Below are 18,240 nucleotides of genomic sequence, written 5' to 3' on the forward strand. Positions count from 1 at the left end.
AATTCCCGGCGATGGCGCAATTCTACTCTGCAAAGCGACGCGTGACGACGCGTCAGATCATCACTGTCGAAGCCACGGACCTTGACCCTTTTGGTCAGGGCGTCGCGCATCACAATGGTAAGACACTGTTTATAACAGGTTTGCTGCCCACAGAACGAGCAGAAATTACGCTGACGGAAGATAAACGCCAGTACGCACGCGGGAAGGTGAAGCGCCGTCTGACCACCAGCCCGGAGCGCACAGAGCCACGCTGCCCGCATTTTGGCGTCTGCGGAGGCTGCCAGCAACAACATGCCAGCGTAGTTTTACAGCAAAAAAGTAAGAGTAATGCCCTGGCACGCCTGCTCAGGCATGACGTTGACGAAATCATTGCCGACCAACCCTGGGGCTATCGTCGTCGCGCGCGGCTGAGCCTAAGCTATCAGCCCAAAAACGAGCGGCTGGAGATGGGGTTTCGCAAAGCGGGCTCCAGCGATATCGTCGATATCAGGCAGTGCCCCATTTTGGTGCCCCGTCTTGAGGCATTGCTCCCGGACGTGCACGCGTGCCTGTCCGGGCTGGACAGTGTTCGCCACCTCGGGCATGTGGAACTGGTCCTGGCAAACAATGGTCCGCTGATGGTGCTGCGCCATACCGCGCCGCTGTCCAAAAAAGACCGCGAAAAACTGGAACGCTTTTCGCATTCCCACGAGCTGGCGCTTTTTCTCGCCCCACAAAGCGAGATACTGGAGCAGGTTACAGGTGACGCGCCCTGGTATGCGTCAAACGGACTACGCTTAACGTTCAGTCCGCGGGATTTCATCCAGGTTAATGACGGCGTTAATCAGCAGATGATCGAAACCGCGCTGACGTGGCTGGATGTCCAGCCGACCGACCGCGTGCTTGATCTCTTCTGCGGCATGGGCAATTTCACGCTGCCGCTGGCCCGTAAAGCGGCGAGTGTTGTGGGGGTAGAAGGCGTCGACGCGCTGGTGGCGAAAGGCCAGGAGAATGCGCAACAGAACGGCTTGCAAAATGTGACATTCTTTCATCAAAATCTGGAGGAAGATGTCACGCAGCAGCCCTGGGCAAAACAGGGCTTTGACAAAATCCTGCTCGACCCGGCACGGGCAGGCGCACCGGGCGTGATGCAGCATATAATTAAACTCGCCCCGAAACGCGTGGTCTACGTTTCCTGTAACCCGGCAACGCTTGCCCGGGATAGCGAGGCATTGCTCAGCGCGGGTTACCAGATTCAGCGTCTGGCAATGCTGGACATGTTCCCGCACACTGGGCATCTGGAATCAATGGTGTTGTTCGAGCACATCTAATTAGTTTGGCTTGTCGACTTCGACAGGCCCTGGTCCCTAAAGGAGAGGACGATGGTTGCGGTAAGAAGTGCACATCTTAATAAAGCTGGTGAGTTTGACCCTCAAAAATGGATCGCAAGTCTGGGAATTTCCAGCCAGCAGTCGTGTGAACGCTTAACCGAAACCTGGGCCTATTGTCAGCGCACCACGCTGGGGCATCCGGACGCCGAGCTGCTGCTGTGGCGCGGCGTGGAGATGGTCGAAATCTTATCCATGCTCAATATGGATATCGAAACGCTGCAGGCCGCGCTTCTGTTCCCGCTTGCCGATGCGGATGTCGTCACGGAAGACGTGCTGCGTGAAAGCGTCGGAAAATCGGTCGTGGCGCTGATCCACGGTGTCCGCGATATGGCGGCCATTCGTCAGCTCAAAGCCGCGCATACTGATTCCGTCTCCTCTGAACAGGTCGATAACGTTCGCCGGATGCTGCTGGCCATGGTGGATGATTTCCGCTGCGTGGTGATCAAGCTTGCCGAGCGTATCGCCCACCTGCGTGAAGTGAAGGACGCGCCGGAAGATGAGCGCGTACTCGCCGCCAAAGAGTGTACAAACATTTATGCGCCGCTGGCGAACCGCTTAGGCATTGGTCAGCTCAAATGGGAGCTGGAAGACTACTGCTTCCGTTATCTGCACCCGGCGGAATATAAGCGCATAGCGAAACTGCTGCATGAGCGCCGTATCGACCGCGAACACTATATTGAAGAATTTGTCAGCGGGTTGCGCCAGTCGATGAAGGAAGAGAACGTCCGTGCCGAAGTGTACGGTCGGCCAAAGCATATCTACAGCATCTGGCGCAAAATGCAGAAGAAACACCTCGCCTTTGACGAGCTGTTCGACGTGCGTGCCGTGCGTATTGTGGCGGAGCGTCTGCAGGACTGCTACGCCGCACTGGGGATCGTGCACACGCACTTCCGCCATCTGCCGGATGAGTTCGATGACTATGTCGCCAACCCGAAACCTAACGGCTACCAGTCTATTCATACCGTGGTGCTGGGCCCCGGCGGTAAAACGGTTGAAATTCAGATCCGTACCAAACAGATGCACGAAGACGCCGAGCTGGGTGTCGCCGCGCACTGGAAATACAAAGAGGGCACCTCGGGCGGAGCGCGCACCGGTCACGAAGACCGCATTGCCTGGCTGCGTAAGTTGATTGCGTGGCAGGAAGAGATGGCCGACTCCGGCGAGATGCTCGACGAAGTGCGCAGCCAGGTCTTCGACGACCGGGTGTACGTCTTTACGCCGAAAGGGGACGTTGTCGACCTGCCTGCCGGGTCAACGCCGCTCGACTTTGCCTATCACATCCACAGCGATGTCGGGCACCGCTGCATTGGTGCGAAAATCGGCGGGCGCATTGTGCCGTTTACCTACCAGCTGCAGATGGGCGATCAGATTGAAATCATCACCCAGAAGCAGCCAAACCCGAGCCGTGACTGGCTGAACCCGAACCTGGGGTATGTCACCACCAGCCGCGGACGCTCCAAAATTCACGCCTGGTTCCGTAAACAGGATCGTGACAAGAACATCCTTGCCGGTCGCCAGATCCTGGATGACGAGCTGGAGCATATAGGCATCAGCCTGAAAGAGGCGGAGAAGTTCCTGCTGCCGCGTTACAACTTTAATGAGCTCGATGAGCTGTTAGCGGCCATTGGCGGCGGCGATATTCGTCTCAACCAGATGGTGAATTTCCTGCAGGCGCAGTTCAACAAGCCAAGTGCGGCAGAGCAAGATGCGGCGGCGCTGAAACAGCTGCAGCAGAAAACCTACGCCCCGCAGCAGCGCAGCAAAGACAATGGTCGCGTGGTGGTGGAAGGCGTCGGCAATCTGATGCACCATATCGCCCGCTGCTGCCAGCCTATCCCGGGGGACGACATCGTCGGCTTTATCACCCAGGGGCGCGGGATTTCGATTCACCGCTCAGACTGTGACCAGCTTGCTGAGCTGCAGTCGCATGCGCCGGAACGCATCGTTGAAGCCGTCTGGGGTGAAAGCTACTCTGCCGGCTACTCGCTGGTGGTGCGCGTCACCGCCAACGATCGCAGTGGACTGCTGCGCGACATTACGACCATTCTTGCCAATGAGAAGGTCAACGTGCTGGGCGTTGCCAGCCGCAGCGATACCCGCGAGCAGCTTGCCACCATCGATATGACCATCGAAATCTACAACCTGCAGGTGCTGGGCCGCGTGCTTGGCAAACTGAACCAGGTCCCGGATGTGATTGACGCGCGTCGTCTCCACGGCGGTTAAACATCCTCTTCTGTAAGCCGGGTAAGGCAACGCCGCCACCCGGCATTTTTTCATCAGGACAGTACTATGACTCAAATCGACCGCCTGCTCGGCATCATGAAACGCCTGCGCGACCCGGAAAACGGCTGCCCGTGGGATAAAGAGCAGACTTTCGCGACTATCGCCCCGTACACCCTCGAAGAGACCTATGAAGTACTGGACGCCATTTCACGTGAGGACTTTGACGACCTGCGCGGCGAACTCGGTGACCTGCTGTTCCAGGTGGTGTTCTATGCGCAGATGGCGCAGGAAGAGGGGCGCTTTAATTTTGACGATATCTGCGCCGCCATTAGCGACAAGCTTGAGCGCCGCCATCCGCATATCTTTGGCGATGCCACGGCGGGCAACAGCGCGGAAGTGCTGGCGCGCTGGGAGCAGATTAAAAGCGCCGAGAGGGCTGAAAAATCCCAACACTCCGCGCTGGATGACATTCCGCTGAGTCTGCCCGCCCTGATGCGTGCCCATAAGATCCAGAAACGCTGCTCGGCAGTAGGGTTTGACTGGCACTCGCTTGGCCCGGTACTGGACAAAGTCCATGAAGAAATCGACGAAGTGATGCACGAAGCGCAGCAGGCCGTGGTGGATGAAGCAAAGCTTGAAGAAGAGATGGGCGATTTGCTGTTCGCCGCCGTCAACCTTTCGCGCCACCTGGGTGTAAAAGCGGAAACGGCCCTGCAAAAAGCCAACCTTAAGTTCGAACGACGCTTTCGCGAAGTCGAGCGCATTGTGGCCTCGCGCGGCCTGGAAATGACCGGAATTGACCTCGATGTGATGGAAGAAGTCTGGCAGGAAGTAAAACGCCAGGAATCTGATCTCTAACGGAATTTTGCGATCAAGTGCAATTTGTGTGATTTTTTAAATGACAAGCGCTTGATTTGCGTCAAAAACATTTACCCAAAAGGGGCTATTTTCTCACTCCTTATGTTTGTCATGGCCTGGAATGGAGACGGAGAATGAAAGTTTGTGGCGCTCGCCGTGTTCGGGTATACTACTTTCCCGTCCTGGTTATTCCATCGTTTCACCCTAACTTCTCAGGTTCAGCATGACAACGAACTATATTTTTGTGACCGGCGGGGTCGTATCCTCTCTGGGTAAAGGCATTGCCGCAGCCTCCCTCGCAGCCATTCTTGAAGCCCGTGGCCTCAATGTGACCATGATGAAACTGGATCCGTACATCAACGTCGATCCTGGCACCATGAGCCCAATCCAACACGGGGAAGTGTTCGTTACTGAAGACGGCGCTGAAACCGATCTGGATCTTGGCCACTACGAGCGTTTCATTCGCACCAAAATGACCCGTCGTAATAACTTCACGACTGGCCGTATCTACTCCGACGTTCTGCGTAAAGAACGCCGTGGTGATTATCTGGGTGCAACCGTACAGGTTATCCCGCACATCACTAACGCTATCAAAGAACGCATCATTGCGGGTGGCGAAGGCCACGACGTGGTGCTGGTTGAAATCGGCGGTACCGTGGGTGATATCGAATCCCTGCCGTTCCTGGAAGCGATTCGCCAGCTGGCGGTTGATATCGGTCGTGAACACGCGCTGTTCATGCACCTGACGCTGGTGCCTTACATGGCAGCCGCAGGTGAAGTGAAAACCAAACCGACTCAGCACTCCGTGAAAGAGCTGCTTTCCATCGGTATTCAGCCTGACATTCTGGTTTGCCGCTCCGATCGCGCGGTTCCGGCGAACGAACGTGCGAAAATTGCATTGTTCTGTAACGTGCCTGAAAAAGCCGTTATTTCAATGAAAGATGTCGATTCCATTTATAAAATCCCGGGCCTGTTGAAATCACAGGGCCTGGACGATTATATTTGTAAACGATTCAGCTTGAACTGTCCGGAAGCTAACCTGTCTGAATGGGAACAGGTTATTTATGAAGAAGCCAATCCGGCTGGTGAAGTGACTATCGGTATGGTCGGCAAGTACATCGAACTGCCGGATGCCTATAAGTCTGTTATCGAAGCGCTGAAACACGGTGGTCTGAAGAACCGCGTCTCCGTGAACATCAAGCTGATTGATTCGCAGGATGTTGAAACACGTGGCGTCGAAATTCTGAAAGATCTGGATGCGATTCTCATCCCTGGCGGCTTCGGCTACCGTGGTGTAGAAGGCAAGATCGCCACTGCACGCTATGCGCGTGAAAACAATATTCCATACCTCGGCATCTGCCTGGGTATGCAGGTTGCGCTGATCGAATTTGCGCGCAACGTAGCGGGAATGGAAAACGCGAACTCTACGGAATTTGTGCCAGACTGTAAGTACCCTGTAGTGGCGCTTATCACTGAATGGCGCGACGAAGACGGTAACGTCGAAGTCCGTACCGAGAAGAGCGATCTGGGTGGCACTATGCGTCTTGGCGCACAGGCCTGCCAGTTGTCTGACGATAGCGTGGTTCGTAAGCTGTATGGCGAACCGGTCATCACCGAGCGTCATCGTCACCGCTATGAAGTCAACAACATGTTGTTGAAACAAATTGAAGCTGCGGGTCTGCGTGTTGCGGGCCGCTCCGGGGATGATCAGTTAGTCGAGATCATCGAAGTGCCAAACCACCCGTGGTTTGTCGCCTGCCAATTCCACCCGGAATTTACTTCAACGCCACGTGACGGGCATCCGCTGTTTGCAGGTTTCGTGAAAGCCGCCAGCGAGTATCAGAAGCGTCAGGCGAAGTAAAAAAGTTAGAACGGCAACGCGTACCTCCGGTACGCGTTGTTTGTCTGGAGTTTTAGTTTAACTTGTACTGAGGAAAATCTAATGTCCAAAATCGTTAAAGTCATCGGTCGTGAAATCATCGACTCCCGTGGTAACCCGACCGTTGAAGCCGAAGTTCATCTGGAAGGTGGTTTCGTCGGTATGGCAGCTGCTCCATCAGGTGCTTCTACTGGTTCCCGCGAAGCGCTGGAACTGCGCGATGGCGACAAATCCCGTTTCATGGGCAAAGGCGTACTGAAAGCTGTTGGCGCTGTAAACGGTCCTATTGCTCAGGCAATCATTGGCAAAGACGCTAAAGACCAGGCTGGCATCGACAAGATCATGATCGATCTGGACGGTACTGAAAACAAATCTAACTTCGGTGCGAACGCAATCCTGGCGGTTTCCCTGGCGAACGCCAAAGCCGCTGCAGCAGCGAAAGGTATGCCACTGTTCGAGCACATCGCTGAACTGAACGGCACCCCAGGCAAATACTCCATGCCTGTACCAATGATGAACATCATCAACGGTGGTGAGCACGCAGACAACAACGTTGATATTCAGGAATTCATGATTCAGCCAGTTGGCGCGAAAACCCTGAAAGAAGCAGTACGTATGGGTTCTGAAGTGTTCCACAACCTGGCTAAAGTTCTGAAAGCTAAAGGTATGAACACGGCTGTGGGTGACGAAGGTGGCTACGCGCCAAACCTGGGTTCTAATGCAGAAGCACTGGCTGTTATCGCTGAAGCAGTAAAAGCCGCTGGTTATGAGCTGGGCAAAGACATCACTCTGGCGATGGACTGCGCAGCATCTGAATTCTACAAAGACGGTAAATACGTTCTGGCTGGCGAAGGCAACAAAGCGTTCACCTCTGAAGAGTTCACTCACTTCCTGGAAGACCTGACCAAACAGTACCCAATCGTTTCTATCGAAGACGGTCTGGACGAGTCTGACTGGGATGGTTTCGCATACCAGACTAAAGTACTGGGCGACAAAATCCAGCTGGTTGGTGACGATCTGTTCGTAACCAACACCAAGATCCTGAAAGAAGGCATCGAGAAAGGCATCGTTAACTCCATCCTGATCAAATTCAACCAGATCGGTTCTCTGACCGAAACTCTGGCAGCGATCAAAATGGCGAAAGACGCTGGCTACACCGCTGTTATCTCTCACCGTTCTGGCGAAACTGAAGACGCTACCATCGCTGACCTGGCTGTTGGTACCGCTGCAGGCCAGATCAAAACCGGTTCTATGAGCCGTTCTGACCGTGTTGCTAAATACAACCAGCTGATTCGTATCGAAGAAGCGCTGGGCGAAAAAGCACCTTACAACGGTCGTAAAGAGATCAAAGGCCAGGCATAATTGCTTAAGCCTTAAAATGAAAATGCCAGTCGAAAGACTGGCATTTTTTTTGGTTATTTGAAATCAACCGCCATTTGCTCCGGGATGCTCAATCCCCGGGTAGTTTGTACGCAGCGGGCAATATAGTCCGTAAAACGCGGCGGTTTAGGCATGCCCATACTGAGCAGCTTGTCGTTGCTGAAACGTACATTCAGTGTGGCAAAGGCCCCGTACAAGCGCATTGCTCTCAGCATCAGCCGTTCGTTGCAGGGGCCAAAAATATCCTTCAGCTCACGGCGCATTCTGACCAGCGTTTCGTAACTTACCTGGGCATATTTATCACCGACCGGGGCTTTCTCCAGCGCCTGTGCCATCGCATTATCAATATCCGCAAAGCGCACGCTGTTCTCTTCTCCGGCAGAAATATGTACCACTTCTCCCGGCTGCGCAGTGCTGTTAAGCAGCATCAGCAGCGCTTCGGCGCAGTAATCCACCGGGACGACATCTATTTTGTCTTCCATTGAGCACATGAATTTTTGCAGCATTAGCCCCATGCTGAAGACCCAGAAAATACTGCTCGACGGCGTACAGCCATGACGGGTATGGCCGACCACGATGGACGGACGGGCGATGAGCAGCGGCAGGTTGGGACAGTGCTGGCGCATCAGTTGTTCAATGGTGGATTTCGAATACGTATATTCCACCAGATGCTCGGCGTTTTCTCTGAACTCCGCGCTTTCGGCGACCAGCGAATCCTGCTCCGGCGTGCACGACATGGCTGTTCCCACATGCAGAAAGCGCTGTAAACCGACAACCTGATTCATGCGTCTGGCGAGCGCCAGCGTCCCTTCCACATTCACTTTCCAGATCAGCGGATTGTTACCAAATGACGCGACGGCCGCGCAGTTAAGAACATGCGTCACCTGTTCCAGACGCGGGTCGTTCAGGAATCCCTCCGGCTGGCTGAGATCGCCGATAAGGATATTCTCCTCACTCAACGCGGCCAGCGTCTCCTCTGAAACCTTGAATTTACGCATGTTGTCCCGCACGCGTTCCAGCCCTTGTTGCGGGTCACTGGCGCGCGCAAGCAGCAGTAATTTTACTGAACTATTGCTGGTCAGTATTTTTTCAAGTACTGCACCGCCCAGAAAACCAGTCACGCCTGTAATAAATAACATATTAATCTATACCGTCTCATAATGATTGATGAGGCAGATTGTAGGCAGGCAAAAGTAAACGGCATTTAAATAGAAAAATGGCAAAGCTGACGGCGTCTTAAGCTTATTTTAAGGTAAGGAATTCAGGTGGAAATATTGGACACTAGCGGAGTAAGAAAAATTCAATTTATAAATCAAATAATTTTAACATGCTGATTTTGTTCTATTATTTATGCGATTTTATTGCTTTTAACACTCATTGAATATGTAATAAATAAAATAATTTGTTACACCATTATGCCGCGCACGAAATAACCGTATCAGCACTTAAATGGAATCGACATCACGCCGTGCAGGCTATTTTATTTAGCCTGCAAAGGGTTTTAAAGTAATAAAGGCAGCGTTGCGCTCGCGGTTTGCTGGCTAACTTCACCGTAATGGCTATCAATCGCAATCAGGGAAGTTGTAAGCAATTCAACCAGTAACATTACGCCCACTTTAGCATTGAGCGCGCCTGCGCTGAGTGGTCCTTCCGGTTTTGCGGCGACCAGCTGCATATCGCTAAGCGAAGCCAGCGGGCTGCGGGGTGTATTGCTAAGGGATAACACCTTAACGCCGCGTTTACGTGCAAGTTTTACGACGTGGAGCAAATCCCGCGTTGAGCCGGAACTGGAAATGGCCACCACCAGCGTCCCTTCTGGAAGCGTTGCTGCATTCATGGCCGCACGATGCATATCGCTAAAAAGCTGTGCAGGTTTGCCGAGTCGCAACAGTTTGTAATGTAAATACTCACCGAGGATCGCGCTGGCAGCCACCCCATATATTTGTACGGCTTGCGCCTGATGCAGTGCCTGAGCGGCCTTTTCCAGCAGTGCTCTGTCGAGCAGTCTGGCGGTATCCTGCAGCGCCTGAACAGACTCATCGACGACGTTATCAATTTCGTCCCCGGCTACGCGTGCGGGCTGACCCTGCTGAATATCCAGCGCCAGTGCCATCTTGAATTCGTTATAGCCTTTGCAGCCGAGCGTCCGGCAAAGACGCGTCACGCTGGCTTCACTGGTGTGGCTCTCCCGTGCCAGTTCGGTGATCGTCAGGTAGAGCACCCGGGCCGGATCGTTGAGAACAAACTCTCCCAGTTTTTTTTGCGTGGGGCTGTACCCGGAAGCCTCCTGGCGCAGCTTCAGCAGCAGGTTTTCATGGTCTGACATGCTAGATCCTTAATGCGTTTCTCTGCGTCCTAGTGTGGCGGAAAGCGGGGCAGGGATGCCAGTCATTTCTAAAAAGTATGATCGTCCTCCTGGTTTTTGATGGTAATTTCCATTATTAAATATAATTATGGTAAAAATTTTCATCGTTAGTTGAGGGGATGAAAAAATGATGCAAATGTTCAGTGGTGCTTCGTCCGGTGGATGGTTTGAAAAAGCGCAGCGCTTTGGCAAATCCTTTATGTTGCCCATTGCCGTACTGCCTGCGGCGGGTCTGCTGCTGGGGATAGGCGGCGCGTTATCGAATCCCAATACGCTTACGGCATATCCGTTTTTAGATGTGGACTGGTTACAGGCTATTTTCACCATCATGAGCAGCGCCGGTTCGATTGTGTTCGCGAATCTGTCGGTGCTGTTTGCCGTTGGGGTTGCCGTCGGGCTGGCAAAAAATGATAAAGGTGCGGCAGGGCTGGCGGCGTTACTTGCGTTTCTGGTCATGAATGCCACCATTAACGCACTGCTGATCCTCACCGGAAAACTGGCGCACGAGAATCCCGGGGCGGTCGGGCAAGGCATGACGCTGGGGATCCAGACGCTGGAGACCGGCGTATTTGGTGGGGTGGTCATTGGTCTTGTGACCTGCGCGCTGCATCATCGGTTTAATAAGATCGCGCTGCCACAATTTCTGGGATTCTTTGGCGGGTCACGCTTTGTGCCGATTATCAGTTCACTGGCTGCGATCCTGGTCGGAGCCTTAATGACCGTAGTCTGGCCACATTTCCAGAAGCTGATCTTTGGTCTGGGCGGGCTGGTGGATGCGACCGGTTATCTGGGAACACTGCTGTACGGCTTCATTTTGCGCATGCTGGGCCCGTTCGGTTTACACCACATCTTCTACCTTCCGTTCTGGACCACCGCGCTTGGCGGCAGCGAGATTGTCAACGGGCAACTGGTTGAAGGTACGCAGCGGATCTTCTTCGCTCAGCTGGCCGATCCCACGACGCGCCAGTTTTATGAAGGAACGTCGCGCTTCATGTCCGGGCGCTTTATCACGATGATGTTTGGTTTGCTCGGGGCCTGCCTTGCGATGTACCACACGGCTAAACCGGAGAACAAAAAACGCGTCGCGGGGTTGTTGCTTTCAGCGGCATTAACCTCCTTCCTTACGGGGATCACCGAGCCCATCGAGTTCTCCTTCCTGTTTATCGCGCCGGTGCTGTACGTCATTCACGCATTTTTTGACGGGCTGGCGTTTATGCTCGCGCATATTTTACACATCACCATTGGGCAGACCTTCTCCGGCGGTTTTATCGACTTTGTGCTGTTCGGCATTTTGCAGGGGGAGGCCAAAACCCACTGGATGTTAGTGCCGCTGGTGGGCGTACCGTGGTTCTTCCTCTATTACTTCACGTTCCACTATCTGATTAATCGCTTTGATTTTGCCACGCCGGGTCGGGAAAAGGAGGCGGTGGCCAATGACGTGACGTTCGCCCAGAACGAACGCGCAAGTGCGGTGATCGCCGGACTGGGCGGAAAAGACAATCTGGAAGAGGTGGACTGCTGCGCCACGCGTCTTCGCGTCACGGTTAAAGACGGCAGCAAAGTGAATGACGCGGCGCTGAAAGCCACCGGTGCGCGCGGCGTGATTGTGCGCGGGAATGGCGTTCAGGTCATTTATGGTCCGCATGTCACGATTATCAAAAACGAAGTGGAAGAGATCTTATCGTAATGAAAACTGTACTGGATACCCTGAAGGGAAAACTGATCGTCTCCTGTCAGGCGCTTGAGAACGAACCGTTGCATAGCCCGTTTATTATGTCGCGGATGGCGCTGGCGGCGCGTCAGGGAGGGGCTGCGGCCATCCGTGCCAACAGCGTGGCGGATATTGAGGCGATCAAAGAGCAGGTTACGCTGCCGGTTATTGGTATCATCAAGCGGGAGTACCCCGACAGCGAGGTGTTTATCACCGCGACGATGAAAGAGGTGGATGAACTGATGACCGTCTCCCCGGCGATCATTGCGCTTGATGCGACCGACAGGGCGCGGCCTGGCGGGGAATCTCTGGCAACGCTGGTTACGCGCATTCGTACCCGTTATCCCTCGGTGCTGCTTATGGCTGATATAGCCACTGTTGATGAGGCCGTGATGGCGCAGGCGCTGGGGTTTGATTGTGTCGGGACCACGCTTTACGGCTATACCGCGCAGACCGCCGGACACGCCTTACCCGATGATGACTGTCAGTTTCTGAAAACGGTACTGGCAGCCGTCACGGTACCGGTGGTGGCCGAAGGTAACGTGGACACCCCGGAACGCGCCGCCAGATGTCTGGCGCTGGGGGCGCATATGGTGGTGGTGGGCGGGGCAATCACCCGCCCGCAGCAGATTACGGAACGCTTTATGGCGGCAATTGACGCGCAAAGCACCGATCGAGCATGACCATCTCACGGGGATCTGCGATACTTATCGTTTATCCCCTTAACTGAGATGACTATGCAGTACCCGATTAACGAGATGTTCCAGACCCTGCAAGGCGAGGGTTACTTTACCGGCGTTCCCGCAATTTTTATTCGTTTACAGGGATGCCCGGTTGGCTGTGCCTGGTGTGATACCAAACATACGTGGGATAAACTCGCAGATCGGGAAGTGTCGCTGTTTAGCGTTCTGGCGAAAACCAAAGAGAGCGATAAGTGGGGTGCTGGCAGCGCGGAAGATCTGCTGGCCATTATAGGCCGCCAGGGCTGGACGGCGCGCCATGTGGTCATTACCGGGGGCGAACCCTGCATCCACGATCTGACGCCGCTGACCGAACTGCTCGAAAAGAACGGCTATAGCTGCCAGATTGAAACCAGCGGTACGCATGAAGTGCGCTGCTCCCACACCACCTGGGTAACGGTATCGCCTAAAGTAAACATGCGCGGCGGCTACGACGTACTGTCTCAGGCGCTGGAACGTGCTGATGAGATTAAACACCCGGTAGGGCGAGTACGTGATATCGAAGCGCTGGATGAACTGCTGGCGACGCTGACGGACGAAAAACAGCGCGTGATTGCGCTGCAGCCTATCAGTCAGAAAGAAGACGCCACGCGCCTGTGCATTGAAACCTGTATCGCGCGTAACTGGCGCCTTTCGATGCAGACGCACAAATACCTGAATATTGCCTAAAAAAAAGCCCGGTGGCGCTAGCGCTTACCGGGCCTACGGTTCCAGGCTTTTGTTGGCCGGGTAAGGCGAAGCCGACCCCCGGCAAGCATCACTCGCCGCGATACACGCAGCCTGCCGTACAGGTCTCTTTGATCATCACTGCGCTCAGCAGCGGTACCAGCGGTTTCATCTGATCCCAAATCCATTTTGCCAGCACTTCGCTGGTCGGGTTTTCAAGGCCCGGGATATCGTTCAGGTAATAGTGATCCAGACGATCGTAAGTCGGCTTAAATGCCGCCTTCAGCTCAGCAAAGTCCATGATCCAACCGGTATGCGGATCAACTTCACCGGTGATCTCAAGACGCACCATAAACGAATGCCCGTGCAGACGGCCGCATTTATGTCCTTCAGGAACATGCGGAAGGTGGTGGGCGGCTTCGAAGGTGAAATCTTTAAACAGTGTGGTGGACATGATCGCTCTCAGTAATGCGGAAAAAACCGCCGCATAGTACCGGAAAGCACAATTTTTAGCATTAACTAAAACGGCCTTTACCTTTATTGCAGCAAAAAAGCCGTCGCTTTGTGATTTATATCCTTATTTTACAGTCGGTTAGTTTATCGCTTTTACCGTTAAGAACGATAACTAAAACAGGTTAGTCCATTTGGTTATTTATTATTTCCATCCCTTCTTTAATTGTTATTATCCTCGCCGTTAACCTTATCTTCAGTTTGGATTTATTCGCTTAAAGTCCGCTTGGCTACTGGAACATAACGACGCATGACAACACAGGCCCCACCTTCAAATTTGCTTCCCCTGAACCCGGAGCAACTGGCGCGCCTTCAGGCTGCCACCTCTGATTTTTCTCCCACCCAGCTTGCCTGGGTCTCTGGCTATTTCTGGGGAATGCTCAACCAGCAGCCTGGCGCTGTGGCTGCGGCTCCGGCAACGGCGGTAGAAATTCCTGCCATTACGCTTATCTCCGCTTCGCAGACGGGCAATGCCCGCCGCGTGGCAGAAGCGCTGCGTGACGACCTGCTGGCCGCCAAACTGAACGTGAACCTGGTAAACGCAGGGGATTATAAATTCAAACAGATCGCGTCAGAAAAACTGCTGGTGGTTGTGGCCTCAACGCAGGGAGAGGGTGAACCCGCTGAAGAGGCGGTCGCGCTGCATAAATTCCTGTTCTCGAAAAAAGCGCCCAGACTCGATGGCACTGCGTTTGCCGTGTTCGGCCTGGGCGATACCTCTTATGAATTCTTCTGCCAGTCCGGCAAAGATTTTGACAGCAAGCTGGCGGAGCTGGGCGCAGAGCGCCTGCTGGACCGCGTTGATGCAGATGTGGAATACCAGGCTGCCGCTGCAGAGTGGCGTGCGCGCATTGTTGACGTGCTGAAAGCACGCGTACCGAAAGAGACACCAGCCCAGGCTGCGATCACCGCGACCGGCGTGGTCAACGACATTCACACCAGCCCGTACACCAAAGAGGCGCCGCTGTCGGCAAGCCTGTCGGTTAATCAAAAAATTACCGGCCGCGACTCTGAAAAAGATGTGCGCCATATCGAGATCGATCTGGGCGACTCGGGTCTGCGTTATCAGCCTGGCGATGCGTTGGGGGTCTGGTATCAAAACGATCCAGCGCTGGTCAAGGAGCTGGTCGAACTGCTGTGGCTGAAAGGCGACGAGCCTGTCACCGTCGAAGGCAAAACGCAGCCGCTCTCTGAAGCGCTGCAGTGGCACTTCGAGCTGACGGTAAATACCGCCAATATCGTTGAAAACTATGCCACCTTAACGCGCAGCGAATCGCTGCTGCCGTTAGTCGGCGATAAGGCGAAGCTGCAGCATTACGCGGCGACCACACCGATTGTCGATATGGTGCGTTTCTCTCCGGCACAGCTGGATGCCGACGCGCTGATCGGCCTGCTGCGTCCGCTTACGCCGCGTCTGTACTCCATTGCCTCATCGCAGGCTGAAGTCGAGAGCGAAGTGCACATCACCGTGGGCGTGGTGCGGTACGACATCGAAGGCCGTGCCCGCGCGGGCGGTGCCTCCAGCTTCCTGGCCGATCGCGTGGAGGAAGAGGGCGAAGTGCGCGTCTTTATCGAGCACAACGACAACTTCCGTCTGCCGGCGAACCCGGAAACGCCGGTAATCATGATTGGCCCGGGTACCGGCATTGCGCCGTTCCGTGCCTTTATGCAGCAGCGTGCGGCGGACGAGGCACCGGGTAAAAACTGGCTGTTCTTCGGCAACCCGCACTTTACCGAAGATTTCCTCTATCAGGTTGAGTGGCAGCGCTACGTGAAAGAAGGGGTGCTGACCCGTATCGATCTGGCCTGGTCGCGCGATCAGAAAGAAAAAGTATACGTACAAGATAAACTGCGCGAACAGGGCGCAGAGCTGTGGCGCTGGATCAATGACGGTGCCCACATTTATGTCTGCGGTGACGCCAATCGCATGGCGAAAGACGTTGAGCAGGCACTGCTGGAAGTGATTGCCGAATTCGGTGGTATGGATGCCGAAGCGGCGGATGAATTTTTAAGTGAGCTGCGCGTTGAGCGCCGTTATCAGCGAGATGTCTACTAATGAGCGAAAAACATCCAGGACCCCTGGTGGTCGAAGGTAAACTGTCAGACGCCGAGCGCATGAAGCTGGAAAGCAACTATCTGCGCGGCACCATTGCTGAAGATCTGAATGACGGTCTCACCGGCGGTTTCAAAGGCGACAACTTCCTGCTGATCCGTTTCCACGGCATGTATCAACAGGACGACCGCGACATTCGCGCCGAGCGTGCTGAACAGAAGCTGGAGCCGCGTCACGCGATGCTGTTGCGCTGCCGTCTGCCGGGCGGAGTAATCACCACGACACAGTGGCAGGCGATAGATAAATTTGCCGGTGAAAACACCATTTACGGCAGCATTCGTCTGACCAACCGTCAGACCTTCCAGTTCCACGGCATTCTGAAGAAGAACGTGAAGCCGGTACACCAGATGCTGCACTCCGTCGGACTGGACGCGCTGGCGACGGCCAACGACATGAACCGTAACGTGCTCTGCACCTCGAACCCGTATGAGTCCGAGCTGCACGCTGAAGCCTATGAGTGGGCGAAGAAGATCTCCGAGCACCTGCTGCCGCGTACCCGCGCTTATGCGGAGATCTGGCTCGATCAGGAAAAAGTCGCGACCACCGATGAAGAACCGATCCTCGGTCAGACCTATCTGCCGCGTAAGTTCAAAACCACGGTGGTGATCCCGCCGCAGAACGACATCGATCTGCACGCCAACGACATGAACTTTGTGGCAATTGCCGAAAACGGCAAGCTGGTGGGCTTTAACCTGCTGGTGGGCGGCGGTCTGTCCATTGAACACGGTAACAAGAAAACCTATGCCCGCACCGCGAGCGAGTTCGGCTTCCTGCCGCTGGAGCACACGCTGGCCGTGGCGGAAGCGGTGGTCACCACCCAGCGCGACTGGGGTAACCGTACCGACCGTAAAAACGCGAAAACCAAATACACCCTGGAGCGCGTGGGCGTTGAGACGTTCAAAGAGGAAGTGGAGCGTCGCGCGGGGATCAAATTTGAGCCGATCCGCCCTTACGAATTCACCGGTCGCGGCGATCGCATCGGCTGGGTAAAAGGCATCGACAATAAATGGCACCTGACGCTGTTTATCGAAAACGGCCGTATTCTGGATTACCCGGGCCGTCCGCTGAAAACCGGCCTGCTGGAAATCGCGAAGATCCACAAAGGTGAGTTCCGCATTACCGCCAACCAGAACCTGATTATTGCTGGTGTGCCGGAAAGTGAAAAGGCGAAAATTGAGGCGCTGGCGCGTGACCATGGGTTGATGAATGCGGTCAAACCGCAGCGCGAAAACTCGATGGCCTGCGTGTCGTTCCCGACCTGTCCGCTGGCGATGGCGGAAGCGGAACGTTTCCTGCCGTCATTTACGGACAAAGTGGAAGCGATTCTGGAAAAACACGGTATTCCGGACGAGCATATTGTTATGCGCGTTACCGGCTGTCCGAACGGTTGTGGCCGCGCGATGCTGGCCGAGCTTGGGCTGGTGGGGAAAGCGCCGGGTCGCTATAACCTGCACCTGGGCGGTAACCGTATCGGCACGCGTATTCCGCGTATGTTCCGCGAGAATATCACTGAGCCAGAAATTCTCGATTCTATCGACGAGCTTGTCGGGCGCTGGGCGAAAGAGCGCGAAGCGGGTGAAGGCTTCGGCGACTTTACGGTGCGTGCGGGCATTATTCGCCCGGTGCTCGATCCCGCAAGGGATTTCTGGGAGTAACCACGAGAGGTAATTATGTCCGTACTCGATCTAAAGGCGCTTAACGCATTGCCAAAAGTCGAACGCATTCTGGCACTTGCAGAAACCAACGCCCAACTGGAAAAGCTGGACGCCGAAGGGCGCGTGGCGTGGGCGCTGGAAAACCTGCCGGGTGACTACGTGCTGTCGTCGAGCTTTGGCATTCAGGCGGCGGTCAGTTTGCATCTGGTGAATCAGATCCGCCCGGATATTCCGGTGATCCTCACCGATACCGGCTATCTGTTCCCGGAAACCTACCAGTTTATCGATGAGCTGACGGACAAGCTGAAGCTGAACCTGAAAGTGTACCGCGCGGAGCAGAGCGCGGCCTGGCAGGAGGCGCGCTACGGCAAACTCTGGGAGCAGGGCGTTGAGGGCATTGAGAAATACAATGAGATCAACAAGGTCGAGCCGATGAACCGTGCGCTGAAAGAGCTGAACGCTCAAACCTGGTTTGCCGGTCTTCGCCGCGAGCAGTCCGGCAGCCGGGCCACGCTGCCGGTGCTGGCGGTGCAGCGCGGCGTGTTTAAAGTGCTGCCGATCATCGACTGGGATAACCGCACGGTGTACCAGTACCTGCAAAAACACGGGCTGAAATACCATCCGCTGTGGGATCAGGGCTACCTGTCCGTGGGGGATACCCACACCACGCGCAAATGGGAACCGGGAATGGCGGAAGAAGAGACGCGATTCTTTGGGCTGAAGCGCGAGTGCGGGTTACACGAAGGGTAATGATTTTTCCTCCCTCTCCC

General features: G+C 54.8%; 14 protein-coding genes. 11 read left to right on the forward strand and 3 right to left on the reverse strand.

What is annotated here, in order from left to right; genetic code table 11:
• Nucleotides 1-11 precede the first annotated feature (11 nt).
• From rlmD to eno, 5 genes are all read left to right on the forward strand, one after another.
• Nucleotides 12-1,310, forward strand: coding sequence for a 23S rRNA (uracil(1939)-C(5))-methyltransferase RlmD (gene rlmD / locus EQV24_RS14470; RefSeq protein ID WP_040021627.1), 1,299 nt, complete (start codon nt 12-14; stop codon nt 1,308-1,310).
• Nucleotides 1,311-1,361: 51 nt separating this feature from the next.
• Nucleotides 1,362-3,593 (forward strand): GTP diphosphokinase, encoded by a 2,232-nt coding sequence (gene relA / locus EQV24_RS14475; protein ID WP_013098518.1) that lies wholly within the window; start codon nt 1,362-1,364, stop codon nt 3,591-3,593.
• A gap of 66 nt (nt 3,594-3,659) precedes the next feature.
• Complete coding sequence (gene mazG, locus EQV24_RS14480; RefSeq protein WP_130626717.1) at nt 3,660-4,451, forward strand: nucleoside triphosphate pyrophosphohydrolase; 792 nt, start codon at nt 3,660-3,662, stop codon at nt 4,449-4,451.
• 223 nt (nt 4,452-4,674) lie between these two features.
• A complete protein-coding gene (gene pyrG / locus EQV24_RS14485; RefSeq protein WP_013098516.1) occupies nt 4,675-6,312 on the forward strand; it encodes a CTP synthase (glutamine hydrolyzing) in 1,638 nt (545 codons plus the stop codon).
• Nucleotides 6,313-6,393: 81 nt separating this feature from the next.
• Complete coding sequence (eno, locus tag EQV24_RS14490) at nt 6,394-7,692, forward strand: phosphopyruvate hydratase (protein ID WP_013098515.1); 1,299 nt, start codon at nt 6,394-6,396, stop codon at nt 7,690-7,692.
• A 53-nt stretch (nt 7,693-7,745) separates the two neighbouring features.
• On the opposite strand, the gene EQV24_RS14495 is transcribed toward eno, so the two are convergent.
• Together EQV24_RS14495 and EQV24_RS14500 are read right to left on the reverse strand one after the other, a co-directional pair.
• Nucleotides 7,746-8,855: an SDR family oxidoreductase gene (locus EQV24_RS14495; RefSeq protein ID WP_047024543.1), complete on the reverse strand. Its 1,110-nt coding sequence runs from the start codon at nt 8,853-8,855 to the stop codon at nt 7,746-7,748.
• A gap of 356 nt (nt 8,856-9,211) precedes the next feature.
• A complete protein-coding gene (locus tag EQV24_RS14500) occupies nt 9,212-10,036 on the reverse strand; it encodes a MurR/RpiR family transcriptional regulator (protein ID WP_047024544.1) in 825 nt (274 codons plus the stop codon).
• Nucleotides 10,037-10,202: 166 nt separating this feature from the next.
• Here EQV24_RS14500 and EQV24_RS14505 point away from each other — a divergent pair, with 166 nt between their 5' ends.
• Genes EQV24_RS14505 through queE form a run of 3 tightly spaced genes read left to right on the forward strand, consistent with a single transcriptional unit; the run spans nt 10,203 to nt 13,195 of the window.
• Complete coding sequence (locus tag EQV24_RS14505; RefSeq protein WP_130626718.1) at nt 10,203-11,762, forward strand: maltose/glucose-specific PTS transporter subunit IIC; 1,560 nt, start codon at nt 10,203-10,205, stop codon at nt 11,760-11,762.
• Nucleotides 11,762-12,469 carry an N-acetylmannosamine-6-phosphate 2-epimerase gene (locus tag EQV24_RS14510; RefSeq protein ID WP_058650449.1) on the forward strand — a complete coding sequence of 236 codons (708 nt, stop codon included), beginning with the start codon at nt 11,762-11,764 and terminating at the stop codon, nt 12,467-12,469. The genes EQV24_RS14505 and EQV24_RS14510 overlap by 1 nt, the downstream gene beginning before the upstream one ends.
• A gap of 54 nt (nt 12,470-12,523) precedes the next feature.
• Entirely contained in the window at nt 12,524-13,195 is a 672-nt protein-coding gene (gene queE / locus EQV24_RS14515; RefSeq protein ID WP_013098510.1) for a 7-carboxy-7-deazaguanine synthase QueE, read from the forward strand.
• 88 nt (nt 13,196-13,283) lie between these two features.
• Here the strand turns inward: queE and queD are convergent, their stop codons facing one another.
• Nucleotides 13,284-13,646, reverse strand: coding sequence for a 6-carboxytetrahydropterin synthase QueD (queD, locus tag EQV24_RS14520; protein WP_010434567.1), 363 nt, complete (start codon nt 13,644-13,646; stop codon nt 13,284-13,286).
• Between the two features lie 306 nt (nt 13,647-13,952).
• Between queD and cysJ the strand changes: the two genes are divergently transcribed.
• From cysJ to cysH, 3 genes are read left to right on the forward strand one after another with little or no spacing between them, the layout of a single operon-like run.
• Complete coding sequence (gene cysJ / locus EQV24_RS14525) at nt 13,953-15,758, forward strand: NADPH-dependent assimilatory sulfite reductase flavoprotein subunit (RefSeq protein ID WP_013098509.1); 1,806 nt, start codon at nt 13,953-13,955, stop codon at nt 15,756-15,758.
• A complete protein-coding gene (gene cysI, locus EQV24_RS14530) occupies nt 15,758-17,470 on the forward strand; it encodes an assimilatory sulfite reductase (NADPH) hemoprotein subunit (RefSeq protein ID WP_020689304.1) in 1,713 nt (570 codons plus the stop codon). The genes cysJ and cysI overlap by 1 nt, the downstream gene beginning before the upstream one ends.
• A gap of 15 nt (nt 17,471-17,485) precedes the next feature.
• Entirely contained in the window at nt 17,486-18,220 is a 735-nt protein-coding gene (gene cysH / locus EQV24_RS14535; RefSeq protein ID WP_048971744.1) for a phosphoadenosine phosphosulfate reductase, read from the forward strand.
• The last annotated feature ends 20 nt before the right edge of the window (nt 18,221-18,240 follow it).

The organism is Enterobacter sp. A8 (genome assembly GCF_004296595.1).
Classification (GTDB): domain Bacteria; phylum Pseudomonadota; class Gammaproteobacteria; order Enterobacterales; family Enterobacteriaceae; genus Enterobacter; species Enterobacter cloacae.

Bases quoted from the DNA above. Each gene is read 5' to 3' on its own strand.
- cysJ (WP_013098509.1), top strand. From the start codon at position 13,953: ATGACAACACAGGCCCCACCTTCAAATTTGCTTCCCCTGAACCCGGAG.
- pyrG (WP_013098516.1), top strand. From the start codon at position 4,675: ATGACAACGAACTATATTTTTGTGACCGGCGGGGTCGTATCCTCTCTG.
- eno (WP_013098515.1), top strand. From the start codon at position 6,394: ATGTCCAAAATCGTTAAAGTCATCGGTCGTGAAATCATCGACTCCCGT.
- rlmD (WP_040021627.1), top strand. From the start codon at position 12: ATGGCGCAATTCTACTCTGCAAAGCGACGCGTGACGACGCGTCAGATC.
- queE (WP_013098510.1), top strand. From the start codon at position 12,524: ATGCAGTACCCGATTAACGAGATGTTCCAGACCCTGCAAGGCGAGGGT.
- EQV24_RS14500 (WP_047024544.1), bottom strand. From the start codon at position 10,036: ATGTCAGACCATGAAAACCTGCTGCTGAAGCTGCGCCAGGAGGCTTCC.
- queD (WP_010434567.1), bottom strand. From the start codon at position 13,646: ATGTCCACCACACTGTTTAAAGATTTCACCTTCGAAGCCGCCCACCAC.
- cysI (WP_020689304.1), top strand. From the start codon at position 15,758: ATGAGCGAAAAACATCCAGGACCCCTGGTGGTCGAAGGTAAACTGTCA.
- relA (WP_013098518.1), top strand. From the start codon at position 1,362: ATGGTTGCGGTAAGAAGTGCACATCTTAATAAAGCTGGTGAGTTTGAC.
- EQV24_RS14510 (WP_058650449.1), top strand. From the start codon at position 11,762: ATGAAAACTGTACTGGATACCCTGAAGGGAAAACTGATCGTCTCCTGT.
- EQV24_RS14505 (WP_130626718.1), top strand. From the start codon at position 10,203: ATGATGCAAATGTTCAGTGGTGCTTCGTCCGGTGGATGGTTTGAAAAA.
- cysH (WP_048971744.1), top strand. From the start codon at position 17,486: ATGTCCGTACTCGATCTAAAGGCGCTTAACGCATTGCCAAAAGTCGAA.
- mazG (WP_130626717.1), top strand. From the start codon at position 3,660: ATGACTCAAATCGACCGCCTGCTCGGCATCATGAAACGCCTGCGCGAC.